Source organism: Qipengyuania sp. SM2512 (assembly GCF_054954005.1).
Genome location: NZ_CM143134.1, coordinates 1,165,801 through 1,191,557, shown reverse-complemented (window position 1 = coordinate 1,191,557; position 25,757 = coordinate 1,165,801). Strand labels below are relative to the sequence as shown.

Here is a 25,757-nt window from a genome sequence, read left to right as displayed (position 1 = left end):
CTGCGGCCTAGAAGGGCTTGATCACCGCGAGCACGACGATCAGCGCCGCGGCGAGCCCCGGCACCTCGTTGAGCAGCCGCAGCTTGCGCCCGCTGAGCGCATAATCGCCCCGCGCCAGCTTCTTGGCATAGGCGCTCATCCAGCCGTGATAGCCCGACAGCGCCAGCACCAGCACCAGCTTGGCGTGGAACCAGCCTTGCGTAAGCGCGCCGGTGGTGACGACCAGCGTTAGGCCCAGCAGCCACACCACCACCAGCGAGGGCGTCAGGATGATCTTGAGCAGCCTGCTCTCGCGCTCGACCCAGCGCGCCGCTTCGTCGGACCCGGCGGGCGCCTCCTGATGATAGACGAAAAAGCGCGGCATCATGAACAGCCCCGCCATCCAGAAGATCACGAAGATCAGGTGTCCGGCCTTGAGCCAGTAATAGGTCATCGAGAGAATTTCCTGCATCGCCCGCCCATTTAGGCAGCGTGCGCGCCCGCGTCACCCCCTGACGCAGGCGAGCAGCCGCTCCACATGCGCGATCGGGGTCCGGCGGTCGATGCCGTGGCCGAGGTTGAACACATGCGGCCGGCCGGCGAAGGCGTCGAGGATCACCCGGCAGCGCTTCTCCAGCTCGTCGCTTCCCGCCAGCAGCAGCAGCGGGTCGAGATTGCCCTGCACCGGCATGCCCTCGGGCAATTCGCGCGCCGCCCAGACGGGGTCGATGGTCTCGTCCACCCCAACCGCCTGCACCCCGGTCTCGCGCGCATAGGCGGGCAGTTTCTCGCCCGCGCCCTTGGGAAAACCGATCACGGGGAGCTCGGGGAAGCGCGCGCGCAGGGCTGCGGTGATCCGCGCGTTGGGAGCCACGACCCAGCGCTCGAACTCGCTCGGCGCCAGGCTCCCCGACCAGCTGTCGAACAGCTGGATCGCCTCGGCACCGGCCTCGACCTGGCCGCAAAGATAATCGATCGTCTGATCGGCGATGGCATCGATGATCGCCTGCATCGCCCCGGGATCGCGATAGGCCAGCGCGCGGGCATCGTGCTGGTCGCGGCTTCCCTCGCCCGCGACCATATAGGTCGCCACGGTCCAGGGGCTGCCGGCAAACCCCAGCATGGTCACCTGATCGCTCAGCCGCTGCCGGCACAGCCGCACGGTCTCGTAGACCGGCTCGTAGCGGGTGGGATCGGGCTGCAGGCTATCGAGCGCCGCATCGATCAGCCGCGGCGACAGCCTGGGGCCCTCGCCCGCCAGGAACTCCAGATGCTGGCCCATGGCATGCGGGACGATCAGAATGTCGGAGAACAGGATCGCGCCGTCGAAGCCGAAGCGCTCGATCGGCTGCAGCGTGACTTCGGCCGCGGACGGACTGTCGTAGACGAGATCGAGAAACCCGCCCTTCTCGGCGCGCAAAGCCCGGTATTCCGCCAGATAGCGGCCGGCCTGGCGCATCAGCCAGACGGGGGGCTTCGCCGCGCGCTTGCCGGCAAGAGTATCGAGCAGGAGACCGGGCATCGAGCGAGTCCAATCCAAAAAAATTAGATTTATATATAGATTGATGGAGTCTGTTGGCCCTGTGGAGATCGGGCATAGCGGGTTCCTGCCCGATTTCTCCCGCGATGCAAAGGCTCGCCCGGCGAACCGACTCGCGGCTGCAGCGGAGTCGAGTCATACTTATGCCTGCTGTCCCCAGCCTGTTCACATCACTGCCGAACTGTCGACAAGCGACGGGAGCAAATGACTCGCAGTGGGTATGGAATGGGGTCCCAACTTGTCGTCAGGCCTGTCCCGTGGTTTATGCCGGCTCTTCTCCACAGGGCCGGGAGCCGCAGTGAGCCGTATCCATCTCCACCTCGTTTCGGACTCCACCGGGGAGACGCTGGAGATGATCGCCAAGGCGGCGATCGCCCAGTTCGAGGACGCCGAGGTCGAGCGCCATTTCTGGCCGATGGTGCGCTCGCGCCAGCATCTCGACCGCATCGTGCCCGAACTCTCCGCCAATCCGGGTATCGTGCTCTACACGCTGGTCAATCCGGAAACCCGCTCGCGGCTGGAGGAGCATTGCCGGACGCTGTCGCTGACCGCGGTGCCGGTCCTCGACGGAGTGACCGCCGCGCTCGAGAATGCGCTGGGGCGCGAGGCGCAGGGGCGGCCCGGGCGCCAGCACCTGATGGACCAGGCCTATTTCGATCGCGTGGAGGCGATCCAGTTCACCATCGCGCATGACGATGGGATCGGCTGGGAGAACTGGGAGGAGGCCGACATCCTGCTCGCGGGGGTCTCGCGCTCGTCCAAGACCCCGACCAGCATCTATCTCGCCAACCGCGGCTACAAGGTCGCCAATATTCCTCTCGTGGTCGAAAGCCCGCCGCCGCCTTCGCTGTTCAACCTGCGCCATCCGCTGGTGGTCGGGTTGACCACCGCCCCCGAACGGCTGGTGCAGATCCGCCGCAACCGCCTGCTGACGCTCAACGAGCGGACCCAGACCTCCTATGTCGATTCCGAGCGGGTCACTTCGGAAGTGCAATTCGCGCGGCGGATGTTCGCCGACAATGGCTGGCCGGTGATCGACGTCACCCGGCGCTCGATCGAGGAAACCGCCGCGGCGATCATCAAGCTGCTGGGCGACCGGCAGCGCCGCGACGACACGCTGCTGCAAGGGGTCAAGCCGATATGAGCGCCGATAATCGAGACGGTCTGGAAGGAAGCGGATTGATCCTCGCCTCGGGGAGCGCCTCGCGCAAGGCGATGCTGGAGGCTGCGGGGGTGCGTTTCGAAGTCGCGTCGCCCGATGTGGACGAGCGTGCGCTCGAGGCCGAAATGGCGGATGCCGAGGCCGAGGAGATCGCGCAGGCGCTGGCGGCGGCGAAGGCTGCCGACGTGTCTGCACTACGCCCCGGCATTGCCGTCCTGGGCAGCGATTCGCTGGTCGAGGTCGAGGGGCGCCGGTTCGACAAGCCCGAGAGCCGCGAACAGGCCGCCGAGCATCTGCGGTTCTTCTCGGGCCGGACCATGACGCTGCACAGCGCCGCCGCGCTGGCGCAGGATGGGCGGATAGTATGGGTCGGCTCGGATTTCGCGCGGCTGCGGCTGCGCGAGCTGAGCGATGCCTTCATCGAGAGCTATCTGGATGCCGAATGGCCCGCGGTCTCCTATTGCGTCGGGGTGTTCCGGATCGAGGGTCCCGGGGTGCAATTGTTTTCCAGCGTGATGGGCGATCAGTTCACCGTGCTCGGCATGCCGCTGCTGCAGGTGCTCGCCGCGCTGCGGGAGCGAGGGCTCCTGCCCGAATGAGCACGCCCCCGATGAGCACGCCCTACGCCGAAGTGATCGGCGATCCGATCGCGCAATCCAAGTCTCCGGCGATCCACGGCTTCTGGCTGGCGAAGCTCGGGATGGCGGGCGAATATCGCGCAACCCGCGTCGCGCCTGACGATCTCGCCGAATATTTCGCCGAGCGTCGCGCCGATCCCGCCTGGCGCGGCTGCAACATCACCATGCCGCACAAGCAGGCGGCGATGCCGCTGCTCGACCGGATCGAACCGCTTGCCCGGCGGGTCGGTGCGGTCAACACCGTCCACCGCGCGAAGGACGGCGCGCTGGTCGGTCGCAACACCGATGTCGGCGGCTTCCTCGAGCCGCTCGCCGAGCTCCTCGCCAGGCGCCACCTGTTCCGCATGACGCGGGTAATCGGCACCGGCGGCGCGGCGCGGGCGATCGTGGCGGGACTGGCCGGCGAAGGTTTCACGCTGGTGCTGGCCGGGCGCGATCCGGGCAAGGCACGCGCCATCCTCGAGGAGCTGGCACCCGGTGGCGAGCATCACGCGGTTCCTCTGACGGCCTTCACGGGCCCGACCGATTTCGCCTTCGACGATCGCGAAGGCTGCTGCGACCTGGTGGTCAACGCCAGCCCGCTGGGAATGCGCGGCCAGCCGCCGCTGGCCTTCGACTGGAGCCATGCGCCGCCGGGGAGCCTCGCCTACGACATCGTCACTGATCCGCTCGAAACCCCTTTCCTGCGCGATGCCCGCGCGGCCGGCTTCGCCACCATCGACGGGCTCGCCATGCTGATCGGGCAGGCGGCAGGCGCGTTCGAGCGCTTCTTCGGCACCCCGCCCCCGCGCGAACACGATGTCGAATTGCGCGACAGGCTCGCGGCATGACGCGCCCGCTGATACTCGGACTCACCGGCTCGATCGGGATGGGCAAATCGACCGTCGCCGAGATGTTCGCGAGCGCGGGCGTCCCGGTGTTCGATGCCGATGCGGTCGTGCGTTCGATGCAGGGGCCCGGCGGCGCGCTGGTCGAGGCGATCGAGGCGGCGTTCCCCGGCAGCACCGGTCCCGAGGGCGTGAAACGAGATGCGCTGGGGGAACAGGTCTTCGGCGACAAAGCGGCGCTCGCGCGGCTCGAGGCGATCGTCCACCCGGCGGTGGCCGCGCGGCGGGTCGAATTCCTGATCGAACACGGCAGCGCGCCGATGGTGGTGTTCGACATCCCGCTGTTGTTCGAGAAAGGCGGCGCGGACCAGGTCGATCAGGTCATCGTCGTTTCCGCCCCCGCCGATGTTCAGCGCGCCCGCGTGCTGGCGCGCCCGGGCATGACCGCGGACAAGTTCGCGCATATCCTCTCGCTCCAGACCCCCGATGCGGACAAGCGCGCAGGCGCCGATCACGTGATCCCGACCGGGGTGCCGCTGGCGCAGACCCGGGCGCAGGTCCAGGCGCTGATCGAGCGATTGCGCGAAGAGCCTCGTCCCTCCCCTTGAAACTGGCGAGAATCGGGCCGATAGAACCCGGAATGCGCGAGATCGTCTTCGACACCGAAACCACCGGACTGGACCCGAAAACCGGCGACAGGATGGTCGAGATCGGCTGCGTCGAAATGGTCGATCTGGTCCCCACGGGCGAGACCTTCCACGCCTATTACAATCCCGAACGCGACATGCCTGCGGGCGCCGAGGCGGTGCACGGGCTCTCGGCCGCCTTTCTCTCGGACAAGCCGCTGTTTCGCGACGGTGCCTCGGCGCTGCTCGAGTTCATCGGCGACTCGCCGCTGGTGGCGCACAACGCAGGATTCGATTTCGGCTTTCTCAACGCCGAGCTGGGCCTGTGCGGGCTGGAAGCGGTCTGCCTCACGCGGATGATCGACACGGTCTCGCTCGCCAAGAAGCGCCACCCCGGTGCCAAGCTGTCGCTCGACGCGCTGTGTTCGCGCTACGGGATCGATCGCAGCCACCGCGTCAAGCACGGCGCGCTGCTCGATGCCGAATTGCTCGCGCAGGTCTATGTCGAGCTCAAGGGCGGCCGGCAGATCGGTCTGGCTCTCGCCGCCGAGGTCGAGGCGCACGCCACGCCCGGATTGGCCGAGGCGCGGATCCGCCGCGCCCCGACCGGCGAATACCGCGCGCCGCGCCCGCATTCGGCCTCGGTCGAGGAACTCGCGCGCCACGCAGCCTTTCTATCACAGATGCAGCAGCCCCTTTGGCAGCGATAGCCGGATCGGCATCTGCACGGACGATTGAGGAGAACGATTGCATGGATATCCGCGTCTCTGGGCACCAGATCGACACCGGCAGCGCGCTGCAGGATTACGTCACCGACCGGCTCAACGGCATGGTCCAGAAGTATTTCAACCGCGCGCATTCCGCCAATGTCACCTTCGGCAAGGCGCCAGGCGGCGCCTTCAGCAGCGATATCGTGACTCATGTGAACAAGGGTCTGATCCTCAAGGCGCATGGCGAGGCGCATGACGTCCACCAGTCCTTCGACCAGGCGGCGGGCAAAATGGAAAAGCAGCTGCGCCGCTACAAGCGCCGGGTGCAGGACCATCACGCCCAGTCGGTCCCTGCGGAAATGGCAGAGCAGGCCGGTTACACGATCTTTGCCGGCTCGCAGAGCGAGGAAGAGGCCGAGCAGGAGGATTCGCCTGCGGTCGTCGCCGAAACCACCGCGGATATTCCCGAAGCGAGCGTCGCCGATGCGGTGATGATGCTCGACCTGCGCGAAACCGGGGCGCTGTTCTTCAAGAACGCCGCGAGCGGACGCCACAATATGGTCTATCGCCGCCGCGACGGAACGATCGGCTGGGTCGAGCCGCGCTGATCCGCTCGCCAATTTCGAACAGAATGAAGGCAGGTATTCGATGAGTGGCGCCGATACGCATTACCGCGCGCTGGAGCGGTTGTACGGCTCGGCGCCGATCAATTCCAAATTCGCCTCCTCGCTCGAGATTCTCGATGAGGGCCGCGCGCGGATCAGTTTCGATGTAACCGAGGCGAGCTATCATGCTGCCGGCGCGGCGCATGGGACGATCTATTTCAAGATGCTCGACGATGCCGCCTTCTATGCGGCGAACACGTTGGCGACCGATCGCTTCCTGCTGACCACCTCGTTCAACCTTCACTTCACCAAGCCGGTGCGCGCTGGACGAGTGGTGGCCGAGGGGCGCTGGATCAGCGGCAGGCGGCGGGTGCTGGTGGCCGAGGCGCGGCTGGTCGATGGCGATGGCGAGGAGATCGGGCGCGGCACGGGCACCTTCATGCGCTCGCGAATCGCGCTCTCCAGCCTGCCCGGCTATTCGTCCGCCGGAGACTGAGCGATGGGCGCGCGGCTTCCGGCGCATCTCGAAGTCTCGGGAATCATGCGACTCGCCCAAACTGCCGGGGGATTCGCAACCGTCGTCTCGCGCGGCGAGAAAGACGCCGGGACGATCCTGCTGTTAACCCTGCAACGCGGCGGAAATGCGCGGTTGTGGGAACGCATGCCGCAGCTCGACGGGAGCCGAAACTTCGCAGTAACCGCTGCCGAAGACGTTGAAAATCCAAGTAAAATCCAAGGGTATATTGCCCGCAGAAGCGCTCAGGACCCCGATTGCTGGATCGTAGAGCTGGATATCGACGACGCAGACCGCTTCGTCGCATCGCTCGCCGGTTAACTTGACATGATTACAAATGAGACTATTTGCCCGCCCACTTCGTGAGCGCAGGCGGCTGGTGCGGCAATAGGGTCGATCGGCAAGCGCGCAGACGGGGGATGGCCGGCAGGCCCGTGACGAACCGATTTTGAAGGCGCCCGTTATCCGGCGTCCGGTTCCAGCCTGCGACGGGTCCGTTCACCGCACAATATTGCAAAATCGATGGTTCGCAAGACGATGACTGCCACTGCGGCGGCCGTAGCCGCAGGCATAGTATTGACCTTCGCCGGAGCCGAAACCTCCGGCGCTTTTGCGCAAGAATCCGATCCCGCGCCCGAATCGACCGAGCTCCCCGATGAGGTGATGCCGGTGTTCGTGGCCAAGCCGGTGGTCCAGCCGATCCCGGCCGCGGACATCCCCAGCGTCCCCAGCGACGACTTCTCCGATATTTCAGACCAGGCCGCGAACGCGACTTCGCTCCATGCGCTGGTCTCCACGACCCCGACCGACGGCGCGCTCTCCGAAGAGCTGCATTGCCTGGCCGGCGCGGTCTATTTCGAATCGCGCGGCGAACCGCTCGACGGCCAGCTCGCGGTGGCGCAGGTCATCATCAACCGCAGCGAATCGCGCCAGTTCCCGTCGAGCTATTGCGGGGTCGTCCACCAGCGTTCGCAATTCTCCTTCGTGAAGAACGGCCGCATGCCGAGCCCGCGTCGGGAATCTTCGGCATGGCAGCGCGCCAAGGCGATCGCGCGGATCGCGCATCAGGGAATGTGGCAGAGCGAGGCCGAGGATTCGCTCTATTTCCACGCCAATTACGTCCGCCCGAGCTGGAGCCGCAGCAAACAGGCGCGCGCGACGATCAACACCCACATCTTCTATCGGTGACGTAACGCCCGCCCCTTACGGGGTAGCCGCTATTCTCTGAGCTGAACCCAGACCGGGGCATGGTCGCTGGCCTTCTCGCGCCCGCGGTGGGTCTTGTCGACGCCCACGGCCGCCAGCCGGTCGGCCAGTTCGGGCGACAGCAGCAGATGGTCGATGCGGAAGCCGTGATCGCGCTGCCAGGCGCCCGCCTGATAGTCCCAGAAGGTCCAGACCCCGCCGCGCGGGTTGAGCGTGTCGAACGCATCGGTCCAGCCATCGGCGAGCAGCCGCGCATAGGCATCGCGCGATTCGGGCTGCATCAGCGCATCGCCGGCCATCGCGCGGGGCGACCAGACGTCCTTGTCCTCGGGGATCACGTTGAAATCGCCGACCAGTGCGGTAGGAATCTCCTGCGCCCACAGCGAGGCGGCATGGATCCGCAGCCGCTCCATCCAGGCCAGCTTGTAATCGAACTTGGGTCCGGGCTGCGGATTGCCGTTGGGCAGATAGATCGACGCGACCCGCACTCCGCCGACATCGGCCTCGAGATAGCGCGCGTGCTCGTCCTCTGGATCGCCCGGAAGCCCGCGCTGCGTTTCGACCGGCTCGATCCCGTCGGCCAGGATCGCGACGCCGTTGAAGCCCTTCTGTCCGTGCCAGATCGATTTGTAACCGATCGCCTCGAACTCCTCGGCGGGAAAGCCCTCGTCCTGCGTCTTAATTTCCTGCAGACAGGCGACGCTCGGCCGCGTCTCCACGAGCCATTCCTTGAGCCGGGGCAGCCGGGCCTTGATCCCGTTGATGTTGAATGTGGCGATTTTCATGGCGGCGCTTGTGCCGCAAAGCGCCGCAGGGGTCTAATTCAAATCCCGAAGCTGGACCCGCAGCCGCAACCGGCGGCGGCCTGCGGGTTCTCGACCTTGAACGCCGCGCCGCCGAGCGATTCGACGAAATCGACCGTGCTGCCCGCCACCAGATCGAGGCTGACCGGATCGACTACAAGCTTCACGCCCTCGGTCTCGCTCACCAGATCCTCGCCCCCGGCGGCATCGGTGAGGCCGAATTTGTACTGGAAGCCCGAGCAACCGCCCCCCTCGACCGAAAGCCGCAGGATAGCGGGCTTGGCCTGCTTTTGCGCGATCGCGGCAACGCGCTTCGCGGCGGCGGGGGTGAGCGTGAGCATATCGGCCATGCGTCCCATGTAGGAGCCCGCAGGCCCGCGCTCAAGCGGTGGTGATATATTGCCGCATCTGCGCGGCCTCCTTCTCGATCTCGTCGATGTGCGATTTCACCAGATCGCCGATCGAGACGAAGCCGCACATGGTCGCGCCGTCGAGCACCGGCAGGTGACGAATCCGCCGCCTCGTCATCAGCGCCAGCGCATCGTCCACCTTGGTCCCGCGCTCCACCGTGATCGCGGGTGAGGTCATCACCTCGCCCACCGACCTCTCGAGACAGGCGGAGCCCTCGCTGGCCATGCGATGGATCACGTCGCGCTCTGAAAAGATTCCCACCACCTCGCCATCCTTCATCACCGGCATGGCGCCGATCCGGCGGCTGTCGAGCAGCGCGATCACCGCGCGCACCGGCATGTCGACCTCGCAGGTGACGATATCCGAACTTGCGCGGCATTCGATCAGTCTGGCTATATCCATCGCAACTCTCCCATGGCCGGTGTCCGGCTCTGCCGGGATAATGCCATTTTTCCCCGAAAAAGGCGAATCGCCGGGTTTCGCGCAAGGGATTTCCGGGCCGCGCGAACCTTGCAACTGCTCCTCGGCATGCGCATGTGCGGCGCATGGCCCGCAATTCCCCGCTCGACGATCCGCAGACCGCCGCCTTCGCCTGGGCGCGCTATCGGCGGATCATGCGCTTCATGCTGCTGATCACCGTGGGCGTGGTCGCGCTCGCGATCGCGCTGCTCTACGACGGCGAGAGCGCGGCCTCGATCCACTATTACATCGCCATCGCGCTGGGGATCGGCTTCACCATGCTGCTGGCCGGCGCGCTGATGGGGCTGGTGTTCCTGTCCTCGGGCACCGGCCACGACGATTCGATCGACGACAAATAGCTCCGGTCAGCCCAGCGGACTCAGCCGGTAGTCCTCCACCGGTACTCCGCCGATCAGATGCTCCTGGATGATCCGCTCGAGCACCTCGGGCGTGCAGGAATGGTACCAGACGTAATCGGGGTAGACGAGCGCGATGGGCCCGCCCGTGCAGATCTGCAGGCAGTCGGCCTTGGTCCGCTGGAAGCCCCCCGAGCCATCGGCCCGGCGCGGCCCGGCGAGGCGCAACTGCTTGAGGCGGGTCTTGAGATAGCCCCAAGCGCGCTTGCCCTCCTCGCGCGAACAGCACTTCTGCTTCTCGGCCAGCGCGCACAGGAAGATGTGCCGCTCGATCTCGTCGCCGGCCACCTTGGCGAGCGCCTTGCCGGCCTTCTCGACGGGCTTTTCCGGCCTATTCACTATCGGGCTTCAGCCAGCGGTCGAGCCAAGCGAAGACGGTGTCGTGCCACTGGAGCGAGTTCTTCGCCCCCAGCACCCAGTGGTTCTCGCCGGGGAAGACCAGCAGCTGGCTCGGGATGCCGCGTTCCTGCAGCGCGGTGAAGCTCTGGATGCCCTGCGTGTAGGGGACGCGGAAATCCTTCTGGCCGGTCACCACCAGCATCGGCGTCTGCCAGCGGTCGACGAAATTGACCGGGTTCCAGCGTTCGTAGGTTTCGGTCTGTTCCTGATAGCTGCCGCCGAAATCCCAGCGCGGAAACCACAGTTCCTCGGTCGCGTAATAGAAGCTGCGCATATCGAACAGCCCGTCGTGCTGGACCAGGCAGTCGAAGCGCTCGGGCCATTGCCCGGCGATCCAGTTCATCATGTAGCCGCCATAGGAGGCACCCATGGCGCAGGCGCGCTCGCCGTCGATCTGCGGATCGAGCGCCAGCGCCGCCGCGAGGCCCTTCTGCAGGTCCTCGAGCGGCTTGCCCCCCCAGTCGCGGTTGATCGCGTCGGTGAAGGCCTGGCCGTATCCGGTGCTGCCGTGGAAATCGACCGAGATCACCGCATAGCCCTGGCTGGCGAGCACGCGCGGGTTCCAGCGGGTCGACCAGCCGTCGTTGAACGAGCCCTGCGGGCCGCCATGGACGTAGAGGATGGCGGGAAGCCGGCCCTCGGCGTTCTCGGGCTTGGTGATCTGGCCCCAGACCGTGTCGCCCTCGGCGCCGGGAAAGGTGAAGCGCTCGGTGGTGATCGAGGCGAGCCGGCCCACACGCGTCGAGGCGACATCGGTCAGCGGTTCGGCCTGTTCCCAGCCGCGCGACAGATAGAGTTCGGGCGGCGCGCCGATCGAATCGCGGGTGAACAGCAGCCGCTCGCCCGCCAGCGGAGTGGCGTTGCCGATATGCGCTTCGTGGCCCGCCATCAGGTCGAGCCGCTCGACCGAACCGTCGCGCGGATCGATGCGGAAGGCGGGCGTGTCGAGCACGTCCTGCGCGGTCGCGACGATGAAGCGCGAATCGGGCGTCCAGGCGAGCGAGGAGACGCTGCGGTCGAAACTCTGGGTCAGCGCCCGGGTCTGCCCGGTGGCGAGATCGCGCAGCTGGACGACCATCCGGTCCGCTTCGTAGCCCGGCCGCGCCATCGCGAGATAGGCGAGATAGCGACCATCGGGGGAAGGCGTGGGCAGTGCGTCGGTGGCTTCGTTGGCAGCGGTCAGATTGGTCGGGGCAGCGCCCGACAGGTCCGACCACCAGATGTCGAGATTGGTCGAAATCGGCTCGTCGGCCCCGGTTTCGCGCGCGACGAAATAGACTCCCGAGCCGTCGGGCGCCCAGGCCACGTCCTCGCCGCCGCCGAAGGGTTTGGTCGGGGTGTCGCCGGTCGGACCGCCCGCGCCCGCTGCGCCGTCGAGCGCACGGCCCTCGCCCGTTACCTGGCCATCTTCCAGTCCGAAGACGAAGACGCGGCTGTAGGTGCCCGGGGTTTCCCAGCTGTCCCAATGGCGGACGAAGCCGGCATCGCCTTCGTAGAGCAGTCCGTCGCCGGGACCGGGCAGATGCGCATTGCCATCGCCCTCGCAGCCGAAGGTCGGGCAGTCGCGCGCGATCTCCGCCCAGACGGCCACGGCGCCCCCCGCGGGAGCGAGCGCGAATCCGTCGATCCCGGCGGTGAGGTCGGCGGCGAGCACCGGCGCGCCGGCAACTCCCTGCGGCCCGAGCTGGACGCGCCACAAGCGGCTGCGCTCCTCGGCGCCTTCGGAGACAGCGCGGTCCGAGAGGAAATAGAGCCAGCCGTCGCCGCCGAACATGACGCTGCTGGCCGGACCGCCGAGGTCGAGCCGCACCGGCGCCGCATGGGCAGCGGTCAGGTCGTGGAGATAATAGTCGCTGCTGCGTGCGAAGCTCTCGGGATCGGTGGTGGTGACCGAATAGACCGCGCGATTGCCGTCCTTCGATACGCTCGGTGCACCCAGCCGCGGCATGGTGACCAGATCCGCGGCGCTCATCGCGGGGCGCGGGGCCGCAGGCTGGTCCTGAGCAGCGAGCGGGGTGGCGAGCGAGAGCGCGGCGGCGCCGGCGGCGAGGGTTGCGAGCCCGAAGCGTGTGTTCATGGCGCAGGCGTAGCCGCGCCGCGCGGCAAAGTTAAGCGCGATTGCGCAGGGCGCAGGTTCAGTCGCGTTTGCCGGCGATTCGCGAGATCTCGGCTCGGACCAGGTCCTCGACCATTTCGGGCAGATTGTCGTCGAGCCATTGCGCCAGCATCGGGCGCAGCAATTCGCGGGTCAGCGCCTCGAGCGAGGTCTCGCCCGAACGCACGATCTGCGGCTGCTTGCCGGGCCGCGAAATCATGGCGAGCGCCTCGAAATTCTGCTGCATCGAGGCGCGGACGGTTTCGGTGGTGAGGGGCGCGTCGTCCTCCTCGCAGGAGGTTTGCGCGCGGTCCCCGGAACCGGAGTCGGAACCGGACTCGGCCGCCGCCGAGTCTTGCGCGACCATCGCTTCTTCGCCGAGTTCGAGCACTTCCTCGGTCTGCCCGGCATCGGCGGGCTCGGCCCTGCTCGCGCTGGCCGGAGTGCGCACGCGTTCGCGCCGGGTGGCCACGGCACCGGCGCGGTTGTCGCGCGCGATCACCTTCTTGATCGAGTCGAGGATCTCTTCGACCGACGGTTCACCCGGTTGATGCATAGTCATTCGCCCCTGCTTGCCGCCCGTGCCTTCGCAATTTCGCGAATCGGCGCATAGCATCGCTGAACGAGGTTAATAAATGGAATCGCTCTCGGGCTCGTCGACCGGACCGATCAACGCGGTCGCCGCCGGGACATCCACGGTGCTGGTGCTTTCCACCACCGGGTCCGGGCCCCGCTCCCAGCCCCACCATTTTCCAGCCACGCGGTCGTAATTGGCGAGCGGGTCGTAGAGCATGCCCTCGTCGGCCAGACCGAGATCGCGGGCTTCCACCTGACCCATCGCGGCGAGCAGGGTGAAGCCGGCAACATAGGCATTGCGCCTGGCGGTCACGAGATCGACCCGCGCATTGAGCAGTTCCTGCTCGGCATTGAGCACTTCCAGGACGGTGCGATTGCCGATCGAGTTCTCGGCGCGGACGCCCTCGAGGCTGAGCGCGGCGGCGGAGACCGCGGTCTGCGAGCTTTCGATGATGGCAAGCGACGCCTGCCAGCTGGCATAGGCAGCCCGCACCTGGGCGATCACGTCCCGCTCCGCCGCGATGATCCGTTCCAGCGCGGCTCCGGCTCGGGCCTGAGCCTGACGTTCCAGCGCGGCCGGGCGGCCACCCTGGAAGATCGGAATGGAAAACTGCACCCCCGCCTGCGCGGCGGTGGTGGTTTGGGGAACGGCCACACCGCCCGGAGCGGCAACGCCTCCGAGCGTGCCGATATAATTGTCGTAATTGCCCCCGAGAACGAGCGATACGCGCGGCAAACGACCGGCACCGGCCACGTCGATGTCGATCTCGGCCGCATCGGCGCGCTCGCGGGCGGCGATCAAATCGGGGTTTTCCTCGAGCGCAATCGCGACGGCGACCGCAACCGAATCGGGCAGGTTGGGGAGGGGCGGCGGTGGCTGGAGGTCGGTCGGCGCCTCGCCCACGAGCTGGATATAGGTTTCGCGCGCGCCGATCAGATTGGCCTGCGCTCCGCGGAAATCGGCCTGGGCCAGCGCCAGCCGGGCCTGCGATTGCGCGACATCGGTACGGGTAAGATCGCCGATCTCGAACCGGTCGCTGGTCGCCTGGAAATTGACGCCGAGCACGTCCACTTGATTGGCGGTGAGTCCCAGGATGGCTTCGTTGCGCAGCACATCCATATAGGCCGCGACGACCTGCCTGAAGAGCGCGCTTTGCGTCGCCCGCAACTCCGCCTGACCCGCCCCGACCCGCACTTCGGCGGCTCGGATGGCGTTCTTGACGGCACCGCCCGAATAGATCGGCACCGAAAGATCGGCGCCGGCCGAGAAGGCTCGCTCGGGGGCGGTGAAACTGGTCGAACTCTGTTTCAGAAACTCGATATAGCTGCCGCTTGCCGTCACGCCCGGACGCCCGGCGGCGCGTTCGATCGCGACGTTCTCGTCGGTCGCCCTTTGATCCGCGCGGGCGGCGGTCAATGTGGGATTGTTGAAATAGGCCTGGGTCAGCGCTTCCTGCAGCGTGTCGGCATGCGCGGGCGCGGCCAGCACGAGCGCCAGCGCCGCGCCGGACAATCCGAGACGTACCATCCCCCCGCGGTGCATCAGAAGCTCCAGCTCGCCGGTCGGTCGAACTGGCCGAGACGCGGAATTCCCATCTCGGCGAGCGGCAGCAGGCTCAGCGACTGGCCGGTTTTGCGACCGGTGGCGAGGCGCGTAACGCCGCGATCGATCAGGCCGGTGACGACCCTGCCGTCCTCGACGATCCGCTTGGCGAGTTCGGCGGGCAATTCCTCGATCGCCCCGTCGATCAGCAGCAGATCGGCGGTTTCGAGCGCGGCCTTGCCCTGCGCACCCTCGGCGGCGGAAATCGTTTCGACCGAGACGACCAGCGGGCGAACAAGCTCGGCCAGATAGCCGCTCCCGCCATCGACGATCAGCACCTTGTCGGTGAGCCGCGGGCGCGCTTCCGCGAGCATGGCACCGTGGAACACCGGAGCGGGGAGAAAGCCGCCATCGGGCAGCCGGATCGCGCGGTCCATATAGGCGATGCCGCGAGCCTGTTCGGGTACGAAATCCTCGCGCGCGACCGCGCCCATGCGCTCGAGCACGAAGCGCTCGTTGACGCCGCTGGTGCGCAGCTGGCCATCGATCATCGCGCGGCGGGCGGCGGAAAAATCGGCGGGACGGTCGAGTGTGGTGGTCATGATTCTATCCAGAAGCTCGCTTGCTGTATTACATAGATAACACGGTGGTGCAATGCCCTGTTGCTGTAGGCGGAACGCCCCTTGCGGCCAAGCGCTTTGACAATCGCGAAATCCCCGCCATGGACCACGGCAAATCTGCGAAACGGAGCGAAGCGGCGATGAGCGACATGACAATTATCCGCGAGGAAGACCTGATCGAAAGCGTGGCCGACGCGCTGCAGTTCATCTCCTACTACCATCCGATGGATTACATCCGCGCGCTGGGGGATGCCTATGAGGCCGAGCAAGGCCCCGCGGCCAAGGATGCGATCGCGCAGATCCTCACCAATTCGCGGATGTGCGCCGAGGGGCACCGGCCGCTGTGCCAGGACACGGGCATCGTCAACGTCTTCGTCAAATGGGGCCAGGATTGCCGCCTCGATTCCCGCCTGAGCCTGCAGGAGGTGGTCGACGAGGGTGTGCGCCGGGCCTACAACCATCCCGAGAACAAGCTGCGCGCCTCGATCCTCGCCGACCCCGCCTTCACCCGCCGCAACACCCGCGACAACACGCCCTGCGTGCTTTCGGTCGAGATGGTCCCGGGCGACCGGGTCGCAATCGACGTGGCGGCCAAGGGCGGGGGCAGCGAGAACAAGTCCAAGTTCAAGATGATGAACCCCTCGGACAATATCGTCGACTGGGTGGTCGAGCAGATCCCCTCGATGGGCGCGGGCTGGTGCCCGCCCGGGATGCTGGGGATCGGAATCGGCGGCACCGCGGAGCATTGCCTCAGGCTGGCGAAGCAGTCGTTGATGGAGCCGATCGACATGGCGCAGCTCAAGCAGCGCGGGGCGCAGAGCGATCTCGAGCAGCTGCGGATCGACATTTTCGATGCGGTCAACGCGCAAGGAATCGGCGCGCAGGGGCTGGGCGGCCTGGCGACCGTGCTCGACGTCAAGATCCTCGACTGGCCCTGCCATGCCGCGGGCAAGCCGGTGGGCATGATCCCCAATTGCGCCGCCACCCGCCACGCGCATTTCTCGCTCGACGGCTCGGGCCCCGCCTATCTCGAACAGCCCGATCTCGATGCCTGGCCCGATGTGAACTGGCAGCCCGATGCTGCCGCCAAGCGGGTCGATCTCGACGCTCTCACGCCCGAGGAAGTGGCTAGCTGGGAGCATGGCGACCGGCTGCTGCTGTCTGGCAGGATGCTCACCGGGCGCGATGCGGCGCACAAGCGGATCGACGAGATGCTGCGCAACGGCGAGGAGCTGCCGGTCGATTTCCGCGGGCGGGCGATCTATTATGTCGGGCCGGTCGATCCGGTGATGGGCGAGGTGGTCGGACCCGCCGGGCCGACGACCGCGACGCGGATGGACAAGTTCACCGAAACCATGCTCGGCCAGGGGCTGCTGGCGATGATCGGCAAGGCCGAGCGCGGCGCCGATGCGGTGGAAGTGATCAGCCGCTTCAAGGTCGCCTATCTGATGGCCACCGGCGGCGCGGCCTATCTGGTGGCCCGGGCGATCAAGGGGGCCGAAGTGGTCGGTTTCGAGGATCTCGGGATGGAGGCGATCTACGAATTCACCGTCGAGAACATGCCCGTTACCGTGGCGGTCGATGCGCGCGGCAACAACGTCCACACGCTCGCCCCGGCGATGTGGAAACAGCGGATCGCGGAGGAAAAGCTGCTCGGCTGAAGGCCGGCTCCCAAAGCCGCCCATCGACCAACCGCACGATCGCGTCGATCATCGCGCTGGCCTGCACGAGCCCCGAGGCGCTACTGCGGCGGGCAGTGAACGAAGAAACAGACCTGTCCCCGCGCATCACCCGCGTACCCTTCCGGATCGTCCTGGCGTCGATCCTGGGTCTGTGGCTGTGCTATTTTCTCCTGATCACGCTGCGCGGATCGGTCGTCGATCTGCCGATGCAGGGCGAGCTGGTCTGGCGACGCGGCGTGGTCTGTCTCGCGGGAGCCGCCATCACCCTGCTGCTGTGGCTGGCCATTCGGCTGGTCGAAGCCAGACCGCTGGCGGTGAAGATCGCGGTCGCGCTGATCGCCGCGCTGCCCGCATCGCTGGCGATCGCGCAGGTCAACCGCGTGCTGTTCGATCCGATCCAGGACGAGGTGGCCAGGAAGATCGGCGAGGATCAGGGGGTCGCCATCTACCGCGACGATGCCGGCAATCTGCTGGTCGATGTGCCTGCGGTGGCGCCGGTGACGCTGGATCAGAACGCCGGCGATTCGGGTTCGGCATCACCGCCGCGTACGCTCCTGCTGGCACCCGCGCCGACGGGAACGGACCGCTGGCAGCAGCTCACCGACATCGCGCTGGGGCGCTATTTCCTGCTGCTCGCCTGGGCGGCGCTCTATCTCGCGCTGCTGGCGGGCGCGCAGGCGCAGGCGGCCCAGCGCCGCGAGGAGCGCTTCCGCACGGCCGCCAAGGCCGCCGAACTGCGCAGCCTGCGTTATCAGGTGAACCCGCATTTCCTGTTCAACGCGCTCAATTCGCTCTCCGCACTGGTGATGACCGGGCGCGCCGACCGGGCGGAGGAGATGATCCAGACGCTGTCCGCCTTCTACCGCCACAGCCTGGCGGACGATCCCACCGCCGACCTGCCGCTGTCCGACGAATTCGATCTCCAGCGGCATTACCTCGAGATCGAGACCACCCGCTTTCCCGACCGTCTGCGAACCCGTCTCGAATTGCCCGACGAGCTGAGCGGCTACCGGGTGCCCGGCATGATCCTCCAGCCGCTGGTGGAAAATTCGGTCAAATACGGCGTCTCGGCCAGCCGCAGGCCGGTGACCATCACGATCTCGGCGCGCGAGGAATACGGGCGGCTGGTGCTGACGGTGGCCGACGACGGGCCGGGCAAGGCGGGGAACGCCTCGGCCGGGTTCGGGATCGGGCTCGCCAATGTCCGCGACCGCCTGCTCGCGCGGTTCGGCGAACGCGCGAGCGTGGTTTCCGGCGCGACGCTGGACGGCTACGAGACTCAACTCCGGCTACCATTGGTGACGCATGGCTGAAACCGACAACGAGAAACTGCGCACGCTGATCGTCGACGACGAGCCGCTGGCGGTCGAGCGGATGCAGGTGCTCTGCGCCAAGATCGAAGACCTCGCGGTGGTCGGCACCGCGAGCGACGGTGCCGCCGCGCTGCGGCTGGTCGAGGCACTGCATCCCGATTTGGTGCTGCTCGACATGACCATGCCCGAAGTGGACGGGCTGTCGGTGGCGCGCGAACTGGCAACCCACGAACGCCCCCCGGCGGTGGTCTTCGTCACCGCGCACGACAATTACGCGGTCGAGGCCTTCGATCTCGACGCGGTCGATTACGTGCTCAAGCCGGTCAAGAGCGAGCGGCTTGAACGCGCCATCGAGCGCGCGCTGTCGCGGCGCGACGCCGGGACGCGCCCGAAAAGCGACTGGCTCGACGAATTGTGGATTCCGCATCGCTCCGAACTGGTCCGGATCGCCACCGCGCAGGTCTACAGGATCGATGCCGAACGCGACTACGTCCGGCTGCATGTCGAGGATCGCTCCTATCTCCTGCTCCAGACCATCGCCGGGCTCGAGGAGCGGCTCGACCCCGCGCAGTTCATCCGCATCCACCGCTCCACCATCCTGCGCCGCGACCGGATCAAGGGTCTGCGGCACGACGGTCTGGGGGTCTGGTCGGTCGAACTCGACGATGGCGAGGCGCTGCGGATCGGGCGGACCTATCTGCCCAAGGTCAAGGCGATGGCCGGGCGCTAATCGGCCCGCGGCCGGGTTCCCATCCTCAAAAATTAGGCTGAAATTTAGGAGCCCCGGTCGCGGACTGGTTCGACCGGGGCTCCGGGGTTGCCGACTGTGGGGTCAGTCAGCCACCCATTTTCAGCCGCCAAACCGCTGCTGCTCGATCAGCGTGGCAACCTGTTGCTTCACCTGCTGCTGGGCTTGGGTGACGCATTTGCGCGCTTCGGAGCTGCGGATTCGCGTGCCCGTGTTGGGCACGTCGGCGCCGCATGCCTTGCGGGCAGCGACCAGGATTCGCTTGTCCAGCGTGCGCTGACCGGCGGGAGTCGAAAGCGCCAGATCGTCGTATTTCACGGTGATTTCGTCCGCGAGTGCGGGCGCAGCCGGAAGCGCGAGGCCGACGGCGACAGCCATGCAAAGGATCGGTTTCATCTCAATTCCTCCATCTTGCGACCGCCGCCTTCGGGGGGAGAGGGGCGTCTCGCAGCCAGGATAGTGAGCGATTACATTTGTCGACGCACCTCCATGTCGACGAAGGAGACGCGCCATTTGACCAAATGCGCGAAGCTGCTGACGAAGGGGCCTTGGCAATCGGCGAATGGCGAGCGACAACGCCGGTCGATGCTGCTGATCGTCATCTTTCTGCTCGGAATCGGCAATTTCGCGATGCACAAGGCGGTGCTGGAGAGCGGCCACCCGATGATCGAGCGGATCGGCTGGATGCGGCCGCGCTCGTCCGTGCCGGTCTCGCTGGTGCTGGAATTCGCGATCCTGCTGGCGACCTTGCTGTTCGTCGCCAACGGCTGGCCGGGACTGGCGCTGGTCTATGCGATCTACAGCGCTCTCAATGCCTTCTCGGCCTGGGCGATCCTGACCGGCAGGCTGTGATCCCTCTCATCGCGCGGGAACCGGATGGGCTAGACCAGCGCTATGGCTTCATGACTCTGCCCGACAAACTCTGGTTGCTGACCAACGCCAAGAGCGGCAGCAACAGCGAAGCGGCGCTCGAGGAGTTGCAGAGCCATTGCGGCACCGCCAGCCTCTCGATCGAGCGCACCATCCGCTTTCCTGACGAGGAGATCCCCACGGCGGCCGAACTGGATCTGGCGGGGATCGGGTGCCTCGCGATCTTCACCGGCGACGGCACGCTCAACGCCGCGATCACCAGTCTCTACGGCTGGTCTGGCGCGGTGCTGGTGCTGCCCGGCGGCACGATGAACCTCCTCAGCATCCGCATGCACGGCGAAAGCGACGTCGGCACCATCCTGGCGCGGTACAAGCGCGGTGCGATGCGGCGCTGGCGACCCGAAGTGGCGCGCTGCAAGGCGGGCGATGCGCTGGCCGGGCTGCTGATCGGGCCGGGCACCGCCTGGGGCTCGGTGCGCGAGGCGATGCGCGATGGCGATGTGGCGGAAACCACCGCCAAGGCCAGCGAGGCGATGACCGAAACCACCGAGGGCCCGCAGGTCCGCTGCCGCGAGCCGCATCTGGGTCGCCCCGAGGGCTATCCGCTGATCGAGATGACGCCGAGCCACCGCGGGATACAGGTCGACGCCTACCACGCCGATACCCCCGGCGAACTGGCGAAACAGGGCTGGGCGTTGCTGCGGCGCAGCTTTCGCGAAGGACCGCACGATCTGCTCGGTCTGGTGGATCGGGTCGTGCTCGAGGACTGCGCAGGCCAGCCGCTGGGCGTGCTCATCGATGGCGAACCCGCCCAGCTTGGCAGCCGCGCCGAGTTCGATCTGGTCCCTTGCGGCGTCGATCTGCTAGCGTCGCAACATGGCTACTGACGGCAAGCTTCTCTTCCACCTCAGCGACATCCATTTCGGCCTCGTCGACCAGCAGGCGATCGACTGGGTCCGGCGCGAGATCGCCGAGCAGCGCCCCGATGCGGTGGCGATCACCGGCGATCTGACGATGCGCGCGCGCCACAGGGAGTTCGCTGCGGCGACGCGCTGGATCCAGTCGCTCGACGTCCCGGTCACGGTGGAGGTGGGCAATCACGACATGCCCTATTTCAATCTGATCGAGCGCTTCTTCACGCCCTACAAGCGGTTTCGCGGGATGTCCGAGCATGTCGAGCGCGAGATCGACCTGCCCGGTCTGGCGATCGTTCCGCTCAAGACCGCAGTGCGCGCGCAGCCGCGACTCAACTGGTCGAAGGGCTGGGTCACCAAGGCCGCGCTGAAGAAGTGCCTCGCCGCGATCGATGCGCTGCCCCCGGGCGCGCGGGCGCTGGTCGCAGTCCATCATCCGCTGCGCGAGGTCGGCACCGAGGGCACCGCTCTGACCATGCACGGCGGCAAGGCGCTGCGCGCGCTGGCCAGACGTCCGGTCGCGGCGGTGATCAGCGGCCATGTCCACGATGCCTTCGATATCATGGAGCAGACCGCCGATGGCCCGGTGCGGATGATCGGCGCGGGCACGCTGTCCAAACGTACCCGGTCCACTCCTCCCAGCTTCAACGAACTGCGCTGGGACGGCGAGACGCTCAAGGTCCGGGTCCGCAATCTGGAAAATTTCCGGACCTCCGAGATGATGATCGACGACGTGCCCGAGAACGCGATGCCGCCGCGCCGCCCGGGCGAACCCGTCGCGCCCGCGCATCAGGTCCCGCGGACCGATCCCCCGGTTCACTAGATTCAGATTGCATAAGAGGGAATCTCCCCTCCCCTCGGGGAGGGGTCGGGGGTGGGGGAGCGCGCTGCAGGCGCGCGTCTGCCCCATCGGCGTGGTACACCCCCACCCGGCCTCCCCCTCAAGGGGGAGGAGCAAGAAGGTCGATCCAAGGGTTTATGCTTAGGGCAGCTGCGAAGAGATTTCCCCAATCCGCGTAGATCCAACGAAAAAAGGGCGGTCCCTCGCAGGACCGCCCTTCTTCGATAGGTTTCGCCGATCGCAACCGGCTGGCAGGTGCTTAGCGCTTCGAGAACTGGAAGCTCTTGCGCGCCTTGGCCTTGCCGTACTTCTTGCGCTCGACCACGCGGCTGTCGCGGGTGAGGAAGCCGGCGGCCTTGACCGTCGATCGCAGCGCGGGCTCGTACTTCGTCAGCGCCTGGCTGATCCCGTGCTTCACCGCGCCGGCCTGGCCCGAAAGCCCGCCGCCGCGCACGGTGCAGATCACGTCGTACTGGCCTTCGCGATCGGTGATGGCGAACGGCTGATTGAGGATCAGCCGCAGCGTCGGACGTGCGAAATAGATTTCCTGATCGCGGCCGTTGACGGTGATCTTGCCGCTGCCCGGCTTGATCCAGACGCGCGCCTTGGCATCCTTGCGGCGACCGGTGGCATAGGCACGGCCCTGCGCGTCGAGCTCCTGCTCGCGCAGCGGCACGCTGGCAGTCCGCGCGATCTCGGCGGAATCGCCCTCGGGAGCGTCGCCGGCGATGCTCTTGAGGTCGGCCAGATCGGAAACCGAATCGCTCTTGGTTTCGGCCTTGGGCTCGGAAGCCGGCTCGGGCTTGGCTTCGGACGAGCTATCGGTCGAAGTCTCAGGCGCGGTTTCGGTGTTGGCTTCCGGCGCGTCGACCTTGGTCTCGTCGGCGCTCTTGTCGGCGGGGGTTTCGCTGGTGTTGTCGGCGACCATTAGCTGCTTGCCTTGTTCTTGCGGTTCATCGAGGCGACGTCGAGCGTCTTGGGCTGCTGGCCATCGTGCGGATGCTCGGTGCCGGCATAGAGATGCAGCGCGCGCATCTGGTCGCGGCCAAGCGGTCCGCGCGGGATCATGCGCTGGACGGCCTTCTCGAGCACGCGCTCGGGGAAGCGGCCTTCGAGCACCTTGGCAGGAGTCGTTTCCTTGATGCCGCCGGGGTGACCGGTGTGGCGGTAATAGACCTTGTCGGTCAGCTTGCGCCCGGTGAACTTCACCTTTTCGGCGTTGATGACGATCACGTGATCGCCGCAATCGACGTGCGGGGTGAAGCTGGGCTTGTGCTTGCCGCGCAGGATATTGGCGATGATCGTGGCGACACGACCGACGACGAGACCGTCGGCGTCGATAATGTGCCAGTCCTTTTCGACCTCGGCCGGTTTGATCGACCGGGTCATCTTGCTGAGAGCCTTCATGGCTTTGGATTCCGTTACTAGTGTGTGATTGCGCGAATCCGACCGCTGCCGGACCTGCGAAGCGGGCGGCAAATGGCCCTACACCCGGCGCAAGTCAAGCAAATCCGCGCGTTCGGGTTGCGGTATAATAATACCACAGTGTCGCCGGATGGGACTTTCGGCTAGGAACGGCGACCCAATGCATGCGCGCCCCAGGCGAAGGCTGCGACCAGCAGCGCGCCGACCAGCTGGTGCGCCACCGCGATCCACAGAGCGACCCCCGTCAGTACGGCGGCGATGCCGAGCAGGATCTGGGTTCCGAAGGTGATATGGATGGCCAGCGACGCGGCGCGGTCGAGCGGTTTGACCCGTCTTGCCATCACCACCAGCGCGGCCACCACAGCCCATGCCCACCAGCGGTGGAGGAAATGGATCAGGAAGGGGTCGTGGGTGAGAGCCCACAGGAACCCGCGCGAGCTCTCGTATTCGGGAATCAGGCGGCCCTGCATCAGCGGCCAGCTGTCCGACGCGTGGCCGGCGTTGAGCCCCGCGACCCAGGCACCGAGCAGCAGCTGGAGGAACAGCACCGCTCCGACCCAGCTCGCCATGGCGGTCCAGCGCGCGGGCGGCTGGCCGCTGCGCTGCAGCCGCCGCAGATCGAGCGCGGTCCAGACCAGACCGCCCAGCGTCAACAAGGCGGTGAGCAGATGGATCGACAGCCAGAAATGGCTGACATCGGTCATCTCGCCCGAGAGCCCCGAGCGGACCATGAACCAGCCGAACACGCCCTGCATCCCGCCCAGCGCGAGCAGCGCGAGCAGCCGGGGCTTGTAGCCCGCGGGGATGGCGCCGCGGGCCCAGAACCACGCCAGCGGCAGCGCAAAGGCCAGCCCGATCACGCGTCCGAGCAGGCGGTGGAACCATTCCCAGAAATAGATGAACTGGAACCCCGCGAGGTCCATTCCCGCGGGGCCGGTTACCTGGCGATATTCGCCCGTCTGGCGATAGAGTTCGAACTCGGCACGCCAGTCCGCCTCGGTCAGCGGCGGGATCGCCCCGGTGACCGGCTGCCATTGGGTGATCGAGAGCCCGCTTTCGGTCAGCCGGGTGATGCCGCCGACCGCCACCATCACGACGACCAGCAAGGCCACAAACAGCAGCCAGTTGGCGATCGCGGCCGGACGCCGGGCTGCGGGTTGGGAGCGAGATAGGGTCATGGCCGGCTGTTTGAGTGCGCGGCACCGGGCGCGCAAGTGCAAATCGGGCAAGCCTGTGGTCACGGCGCGCAAGCGGCCGACGAAGAAAATATCCGGGTAGCGCTTGTATAATGTTACACTATCACATAGATAGGTCCGCGATGCTTCAGCGCACCATCTCTCCGATTCGCCGCCGCCTCGATCGCAGCGGCATCGTGCTGTCGGGCCTGTGCGCGCTGCATTGCCTGGCCAGCATCGTGATCGTGTCGGGTCTGGGCATCGGCGGACAGTTCTTCTTCCATCCCGACATCCACCGCATCGGCCTGGCCATCGCGGTGCTGATCGCCGCGGTCGCGATCGGCTGGGGCGCGCTGCGCCATCGCCGCGCCGCGCCCTTCGTGGTGGCGATGACCGGGCTCAGCTTCATGGGCGGCGCGCTCGCCGTCCCGCACGGTTTCGAGGAAGCCGTGCTGACCATCATCGGGGTGGCGCTGGTCTCGCTCGGGCACGTGCTGAACTTGCGCAACGCGCATTGACCGCTATCTCGCGGTCATCATGACTGCACCCATCACCCTCACCGTCAACGGCGAGAGCCGCCGCACCACCGCCACCACCATCGCCGAACTGGTCCGCGAACTCGCGCTCGATCCGGCCAAGGTCGCGGTCGAGCGCAACGGCACCATCGCCCCGCGCAGCGAGCTCGCGTCGCACCCGGTCGCCGAGGGCGACAGGCTCGAGATCGTCCATTTCGTCGGCGGCGGGTCCGGCCCGAGCGACGACAGCTGGAGCGTCGCGGGCCGCACGTTCCATTCTCGCCTCATCGTCGGCACCGGCAAATATGTCGATTTCGCGCAGAACGCCGCCGCGCTCGAGGCCAGCGGCGCCGAGATCGTCACCGTCGCGGTGCGGCGGGTCAATGTCAGCGAGCCCAAGGCGCCGATGCTGACCGATTTCATCGATCCAAGGAAGGTGACCTACCTTCCCAACACCGCGGGCTGCTTCACCGCCGACGAGGCGATCCGCACGCTGCGGCTGGCGCGCGAGGCGGGCGGCTGGGATCTGGTCAAGCTCGAGGTGCTCGGCGAGGCGCGCACGCTCTACCCCGACATGCGCGAGACGCTGCGCGCGACCGAGGTGCTGGCCAAGGAAGGTTTCCTGCCGATGGTCTATTGCACCGACGATCCGATCGCCGCCAAGCAGCTCGAAGAGGCCGGTGCGGTGGCGGTGATGCCGCTGGGAGCGCCGATCGGCTCGGGGCTGGGGATCCAGAACCGCGTCACCATCCGGCTGATCGTCGAGGGCGCCAGCGTCCCGGTGCTGGTCGATGCCGGGGTCGGCACCGCCAGCGATGCCGCGGTGGCCATGGAGCTTGGCTGCGACGGCGTGCTGATGAACACGGCCATTGCCGAGGCCAAGGACCCGATCCGGATGGCGCGGGCGATGAAGCTAGCGGTCGAGGCCGGGCGCGATGCCTATCTGGCGGGTCGGATGGGAACCCGCAAATATGCCGATCCCAGCAGTCCCTTGGCCGGATTGATCTAACCGCCTGCAATCCGGGGCGTTTGGGCGCAAACCGCGGAACCCGAACCTGGGTCCGCGCGCTTGAATGTCATAGCCGCCTTTCCTGCGGCTTGCCGCCGACAGGACCCATCCTCTCGTGCGGCTCACTTATGCAGGA

The 25,757-nt window shown here is 66.8% G+C and carries 32 protein-coding genes; 18 read left to right on the top strand and 14 right to left on the bottom strand.

Annotated features, from left to right (window positions below; genetic code table 11):
* Positions 1-7: 7 nt before the first annotated feature.
* Together ACQ5J0_RS06080 and hemE are read right to left on the bottom strand one after the other, a co-directional pair.
* Positions 8-451, bottom strand: a complete 444-nt coding sequence (locus tag ACQ5J0_RS06080; RefSeq protein ID WP_462569642.1) for a CopD family protein — start codon at positions 449-451, stop codon at positions 8-10.
* A 33-nt stretch (positions 452-484) separates the two neighbouring features.
* On the bottom strand, positions 485-1,501 hold the full coding sequence (gene hemE, locus ACQ5J0_RS06075; RefSeq protein WP_462569641.1) for a uroporphyrinogen decarboxylase: 1,017 nt from the start codon (positions 1,499-1,501) through the stop codon (positions 485-487).
* A gap of 316 nt (positions 1,502-1,817) precedes the next feature.
* Here hemE and ACQ5J0_RS06070 point away from each other — a divergent pair, with 316 nt between their 5' ends.
* The 9 genes from ACQ5J0_RS06070 (at position 1,818) to ACQ5J0_RS06030 (ending at position 7,789) form a co-directional block, all read left to right on the top strand.
* Positions 1,818-2,663 (top strand): pyruvate, water dikinase regulatory protein, encoded by an 846-nt coding sequence (locus ACQ5J0_RS06070; protein ID WP_462569640.1) that lies wholly within the window; start codon positions 1,818-1,820, stop codon positions 2,661-2,663.
* A complete protein-coding gene (locus ACQ5J0_RS06065; protein ID WP_462569639.1) occupies positions 2,660-3,280 on the top strand; it encodes a Maf family protein in 621 nt (206 codons plus the stop codon). Before ACQ5J0_RS06070 ends, ACQ5J0_RS06065 begins: the two co-directional genes overlap by 4 nt.
* On the top strand, positions 3,277-4,149 hold the full coding sequence (locus ACQ5J0_RS06060) for a shikimate dehydrogenase family protein (protein WP_462569638.1): 873 nt from the start codon (positions 3,277-3,279) through the stop codon (positions 4,147-4,149). Before ACQ5J0_RS06065 ends, ACQ5J0_RS06060 begins: the two co-directional genes overlap by 4 nt.
* Positions 4,146-4,754 (top strand): dephospho-CoA kinase, encoded by a 609-nt coding sequence (gene coaE, locus ACQ5J0_RS06055; RefSeq protein WP_462569637.1) that lies wholly within the window; start codon positions 4,146-4,148, stop codon positions 4,752-4,754. The genes ACQ5J0_RS06060 and coaE overlap by 4 nt, the downstream gene beginning before the upstream one ends.
* Positions 4,755-4,786: 32 nt before the next feature.
* Positions 4,787-5,482: a DNA polymerase III subunit epsilon gene (gene dnaQ, locus ACQ5J0_RS06050; RefSeq protein ID WP_462569636.1), complete on the top strand. Its 696-nt coding sequence runs from the start codon at positions 4,787-4,789 to the stop codon at positions 5,480-5,482.
* A 41-nt stretch (positions 5,483-5,523) separates the two neighbouring features.
* Positions 5,524-6,090 carry a ribosome hibernation-promoting factor, HPF/YfiA family gene (hpf, locus tag ACQ5J0_RS06045; RefSeq protein ID WP_462569635.1) on the top strand — a complete coding sequence of 189 codons (567 nt, stop codon included), beginning with the start codon at positions 5,524-5,526 and terminating at the stop codon, positions 6,088-6,090.
* Between the two features lie 40 nt (positions 6,091-6,130).
* On the top strand, positions 6,131-6,583 hold the full coding sequence (locus ACQ5J0_RS06040; RefSeq protein WP_462569634.1) for a PaaI family thioesterase: 453 nt from the start codon (positions 6,131-6,133) through the stop codon (positions 6,581-6,583).
* A gap of 3 nt (positions 6,584-6,586) precedes the next feature.
* Positions 6,587-6,922, top strand: a complete 336-nt coding sequence (locus ACQ5J0_RS06035) for a DUF1491 family protein (protein WP_462569633.1) — start codon at positions 6,587-6,589, stop codon at positions 6,920-6,922.
* A 201-nt stretch (positions 6,923-7,123) separates the two neighbouring features.
* Positions 7,124-7,789, top strand: a complete 666-nt coding sequence (locus tag ACQ5J0_RS06030; protein ID WP_462569632.1) for a cell wall hydrolase — start codon at positions 7,124-7,126, stop codon at positions 7,787-7,789.
* Between the two features lie 29 nt (positions 7,790-7,818).
* Here ACQ5J0_RS06030 and xth read toward each other — a convergent pair whose 3' ends face one another.
* Genes xth through ACQ5J0_RS06015 form a run of 3 tightly spaced genes read right to left on the bottom strand, consistent with a single transcriptional unit; the run spans position 7,819 to position 9,423 of the window.
* Positions 7,819-8,592, bottom strand: a complete 774-nt coding sequence (gene xth / locus ACQ5J0_RS06025) for an exodeoxyribonuclease III (RefSeq protein WP_462569631.1) — start codon at positions 8,590-8,592, stop codon at positions 7,819-7,821.
* Positions 8,593-8,630: 38 nt separating this feature from the next.
* The gene (locus tag ACQ5J0_RS06020) at positions 8,631-8,960 is read right to left on the bottom strand and encodes a HesB/IscA family protein (RefSeq protein ID WP_462569630.1); all 330 of its coding nucleotides are present in this window, start codon (positions 8,958-8,960) and stop codon (positions 8,631-8,633) included.
* A gap of 31 nt (positions 8,961-8,991) precedes the next feature.
* Positions 8,992-9,423 carry a CBS domain-containing protein gene (locus ACQ5J0_RS06015; RefSeq protein WP_462569629.1) on the bottom strand — a complete coding sequence of 144 codons (432 nt, stop codon included), beginning with the start codon at positions 9,421-9,423 and terminating at the stop codon, positions 8,992-8,994.
* A gap of 143 nt (positions 9,424-9,566) precedes the next feature.
* Here ACQ5J0_RS06015 and ACQ5J0_RS06010 point away from each other — a divergent pair, with 143 nt between their 5' ends.
* Positions 9,567-9,839 carry a hypothetical protein gene (locus ACQ5J0_RS06010; protein ID WP_462569628.1) on the top strand — a complete coding sequence of 91 codons (273 nt, stop codon included), beginning with the start codon at positions 9,567-9,569 and terminating at the stop codon, positions 9,837-9,839.
* Between the two features lie 6 nt (positions 9,840-9,845).
* Here the strand turns inward: ACQ5J0_RS06010 and ACQ5J0_RS06005 are convergent, their stop codons facing one another.
* The 5 genes from ACQ5J0_RS06005 to ACQ5J0_RS05985 form a co-directional block, all read right to left on the bottom strand.
* Positions 9,846-10,235, bottom strand: a complete 390-nt coding sequence (locus ACQ5J0_RS06005; RefSeq protein ID WP_462569627.1) for a (2Fe-2S) ferredoxin domain-containing protein — start codon at positions 10,233-10,235, stop codon at positions 9,846-9,848.
* Positions 10,228-12,372 carry a dipeptidyl-peptidase 5 gene (locus tag ACQ5J0_RS06000; RefSeq protein ID WP_462569626.1) on the bottom strand — a complete coding sequence of 715 codons (2,145 nt, stop codon included), beginning with the start codon at positions 12,370-12,372 and terminating at the stop codon, positions 10,228-10,230. The genes ACQ5J0_RS06005 and ACQ5J0_RS06000 overlap by 8 nt, the downstream gene beginning before the upstream one ends.
* A 58-nt stretch (positions 12,373-12,430) precedes the next feature.
* The gene (locus ACQ5J0_RS05995; protein WP_462570067.1) at positions 12,431-12,946 is read right to left on the bottom strand and encodes a DUF2497 domain-containing protein; all 516 of its coding nucleotides are present in this window, start codon (positions 12,944-12,946) and stop codon (positions 12,431-12,433) included.
* A 72-nt stretch (positions 12,947-13,018) separates the two neighbouring features.
* A complete protein-coding gene (locus ACQ5J0_RS05990; protein WP_462569625.1) occupies positions 13,019-14,494 on the bottom strand; it encodes a TolC family outer membrane protein in 1,476 nt (491 codons plus the stop codon).
* A 14-nt stretch (positions 14,495-14,508) separates the two neighbouring features.
* Positions 14,509-15,111 carry a protein-L-isoaspartate O-methyltransferase family protein gene (locus ACQ5J0_RS05985; RefSeq protein WP_462569624.1) on the bottom strand — a complete coding sequence of 201 codons (603 nt, stop codon included), beginning with the start codon at positions 15,109-15,111 and terminating at the stop codon, positions 14,509-14,511.
* Between the two features lie 167 nt (positions 15,112-15,278).
* On the opposite strand from ACQ5J0_RS05985, the gene ACQ5J0_RS05980 reads away from it, so the two are divergent.
* The 3 genes from ACQ5J0_RS05980 (at position 15,279) to ACQ5J0_RS05970 (ending at position 18,854) form a co-directional block, all read left to right on the top strand.
* Positions 15,279-16,790 (top strand): fumarate hydratase, encoded by a 1,512-nt coding sequence (locus ACQ5J0_RS05980; protein ID WP_462570066.1) that lies wholly within the window; start codon positions 15,279-15,281, stop codon positions 16,788-16,790.
* Between the two features lie 95 nt (positions 16,791-16,885).
* Complete coding sequence (locus tag ACQ5J0_RS05975) at positions 16,886-18,124, top strand: sensor histidine kinase (protein ID WP_462569623.1); 1,239 nt, start codon at positions 16,886-16,888, stop codon at positions 18,122-18,124.
* Positions 18,117-18,854: a LytR/AlgR family response regulator transcription factor gene (locus ACQ5J0_RS05970; RefSeq protein ID WP_462569622.1), complete on the top strand. Its 738-nt coding sequence runs from the start codon at positions 18,117-18,119 to the stop codon at positions 18,852-18,854. Before ACQ5J0_RS05975 ends, ACQ5J0_RS05970 begins: the two co-directional genes overlap by 8 nt.
* Positions 18,855-18,974: 120 nt before the next feature.
* Here the strand turns inward: ACQ5J0_RS05970 and ACQ5J0_RS05965 are convergent, their stop codons facing one another.
* Positions 18,975-19,250, bottom strand: coding sequence for a UrcA family protein (locus ACQ5J0_RS05965; protein ID WP_462569621.1), 276 nt, complete (start codon positions 19,248-19,250; stop codon positions 18,975-18,977).
* A 207-nt stretch (positions 19,251-19,457) separates the two neighbouring features.
* Here ACQ5J0_RS05965 and ACQ5J0_RS05960 point away from each other — a divergent pair, with 207 nt between their 5' ends.
* Genes ACQ5J0_RS05960 through ACQ5J0_RS05950 form a run of 3 tightly spaced genes read left to right on the top strand, consistent with a single transcriptional unit; the run spans position 19,458 to position 21,479 of the window.
* A complete protein-coding gene (locus ACQ5J0_RS05960) occupies positions 19,458-19,724 on the top strand; it encodes a hypothetical protein (RefSeq protein ID WP_462569620.1) in 267 nt (88 codons plus the stop codon).
* A gap of 50 nt (positions 19,725-19,774) precedes the next feature.
* Positions 19,775-20,629, top strand: a complete 855-nt coding sequence (locus tag ACQ5J0_RS05955; protein ID WP_462569618.1) for a diacylglycerol kinase family protein — start codon at positions 19,775-19,777, stop codon at positions 20,627-20,629.
* Positions 20,619-21,479 carry a metallophosphoesterase family protein gene (locus tag ACQ5J0_RS05950; protein ID WP_462569617.1) on the top strand — a complete coding sequence of 287 codons (861 nt, stop codon included), beginning with the start codon at positions 20,619-20,621 and terminating at the stop codon, positions 21,477-21,479. Before ACQ5J0_RS05955 ends, ACQ5J0_RS05950 begins: the two co-directional genes overlap by 11 nt.
* A 277-nt stretch (positions 21,480-21,756) precedes the next feature.
* On the opposite strand, the gene rpsI is transcribed toward ACQ5J0_RS05950, so the two are convergent.
* From rpsI to ACQ5J0_RS05935, 3 genes are all read right to left on the bottom strand, one after another.
* Complete coding sequence (gene rpsI, locus ACQ5J0_RS05945) at positions 21,757-22,227, bottom strand: 30S ribosomal protein S9 (RefSeq protein ID WP_462570065.1); 471 nt, start codon at positions 22,225-22,227, stop codon at positions 21,757-21,759.
* A 197-nt stretch (positions 22,228-22,424) separates the two neighbouring features.
* Positions 22,425-22,904: a 50S ribosomal protein L13 gene (gene rplM / locus ACQ5J0_RS05940; RefSeq protein ID WP_462569616.1), complete on the bottom strand. Its 480-nt coding sequence runs from the start codon at positions 22,902-22,904 to the stop codon at positions 22,425-22,427.
* 161 nt (positions 22,905-23,065) lie between these two features.
* Entirely contained in the window at positions 23,066-24,100 is a 1,035-nt protein-coding gene (locus ACQ5J0_RS05935) for a COX15/CtaA family protein (protein WP_462569614.1), read from the bottom strand.
* Between the two features lie 140 nt (positions 24,101-24,240).
* Between ACQ5J0_RS05935 and ACQ5J0_RS05930 the strand changes: the two genes are divergently transcribed.
* Together ACQ5J0_RS05930 and thiS are read left to right on the top strand one after the other, a co-directional pair.
* Complete coding sequence (locus ACQ5J0_RS05930; RefSeq protein WP_462569613.1) at positions 24,241-24,615, top strand: MerC domain-containing protein; 375 nt, start codon at positions 24,241-24,243, stop codon at positions 24,613-24,615.
* A 19-nt stretch (positions 24,616-24,634) separates the two neighbouring features.
* On the top strand, positions 24,635-25,621 hold the full coding sequence (gene thiS / locus ACQ5J0_RS05925) for a sulfur carrier protein ThiS (RefSeq protein ID WP_462569612.1): 987 nt from the start codon (positions 24,635-24,637) through the stop codon (positions 25,619-25,621).
* Positions 25,622-25,757: the final 136 nt, after the last annotated feature.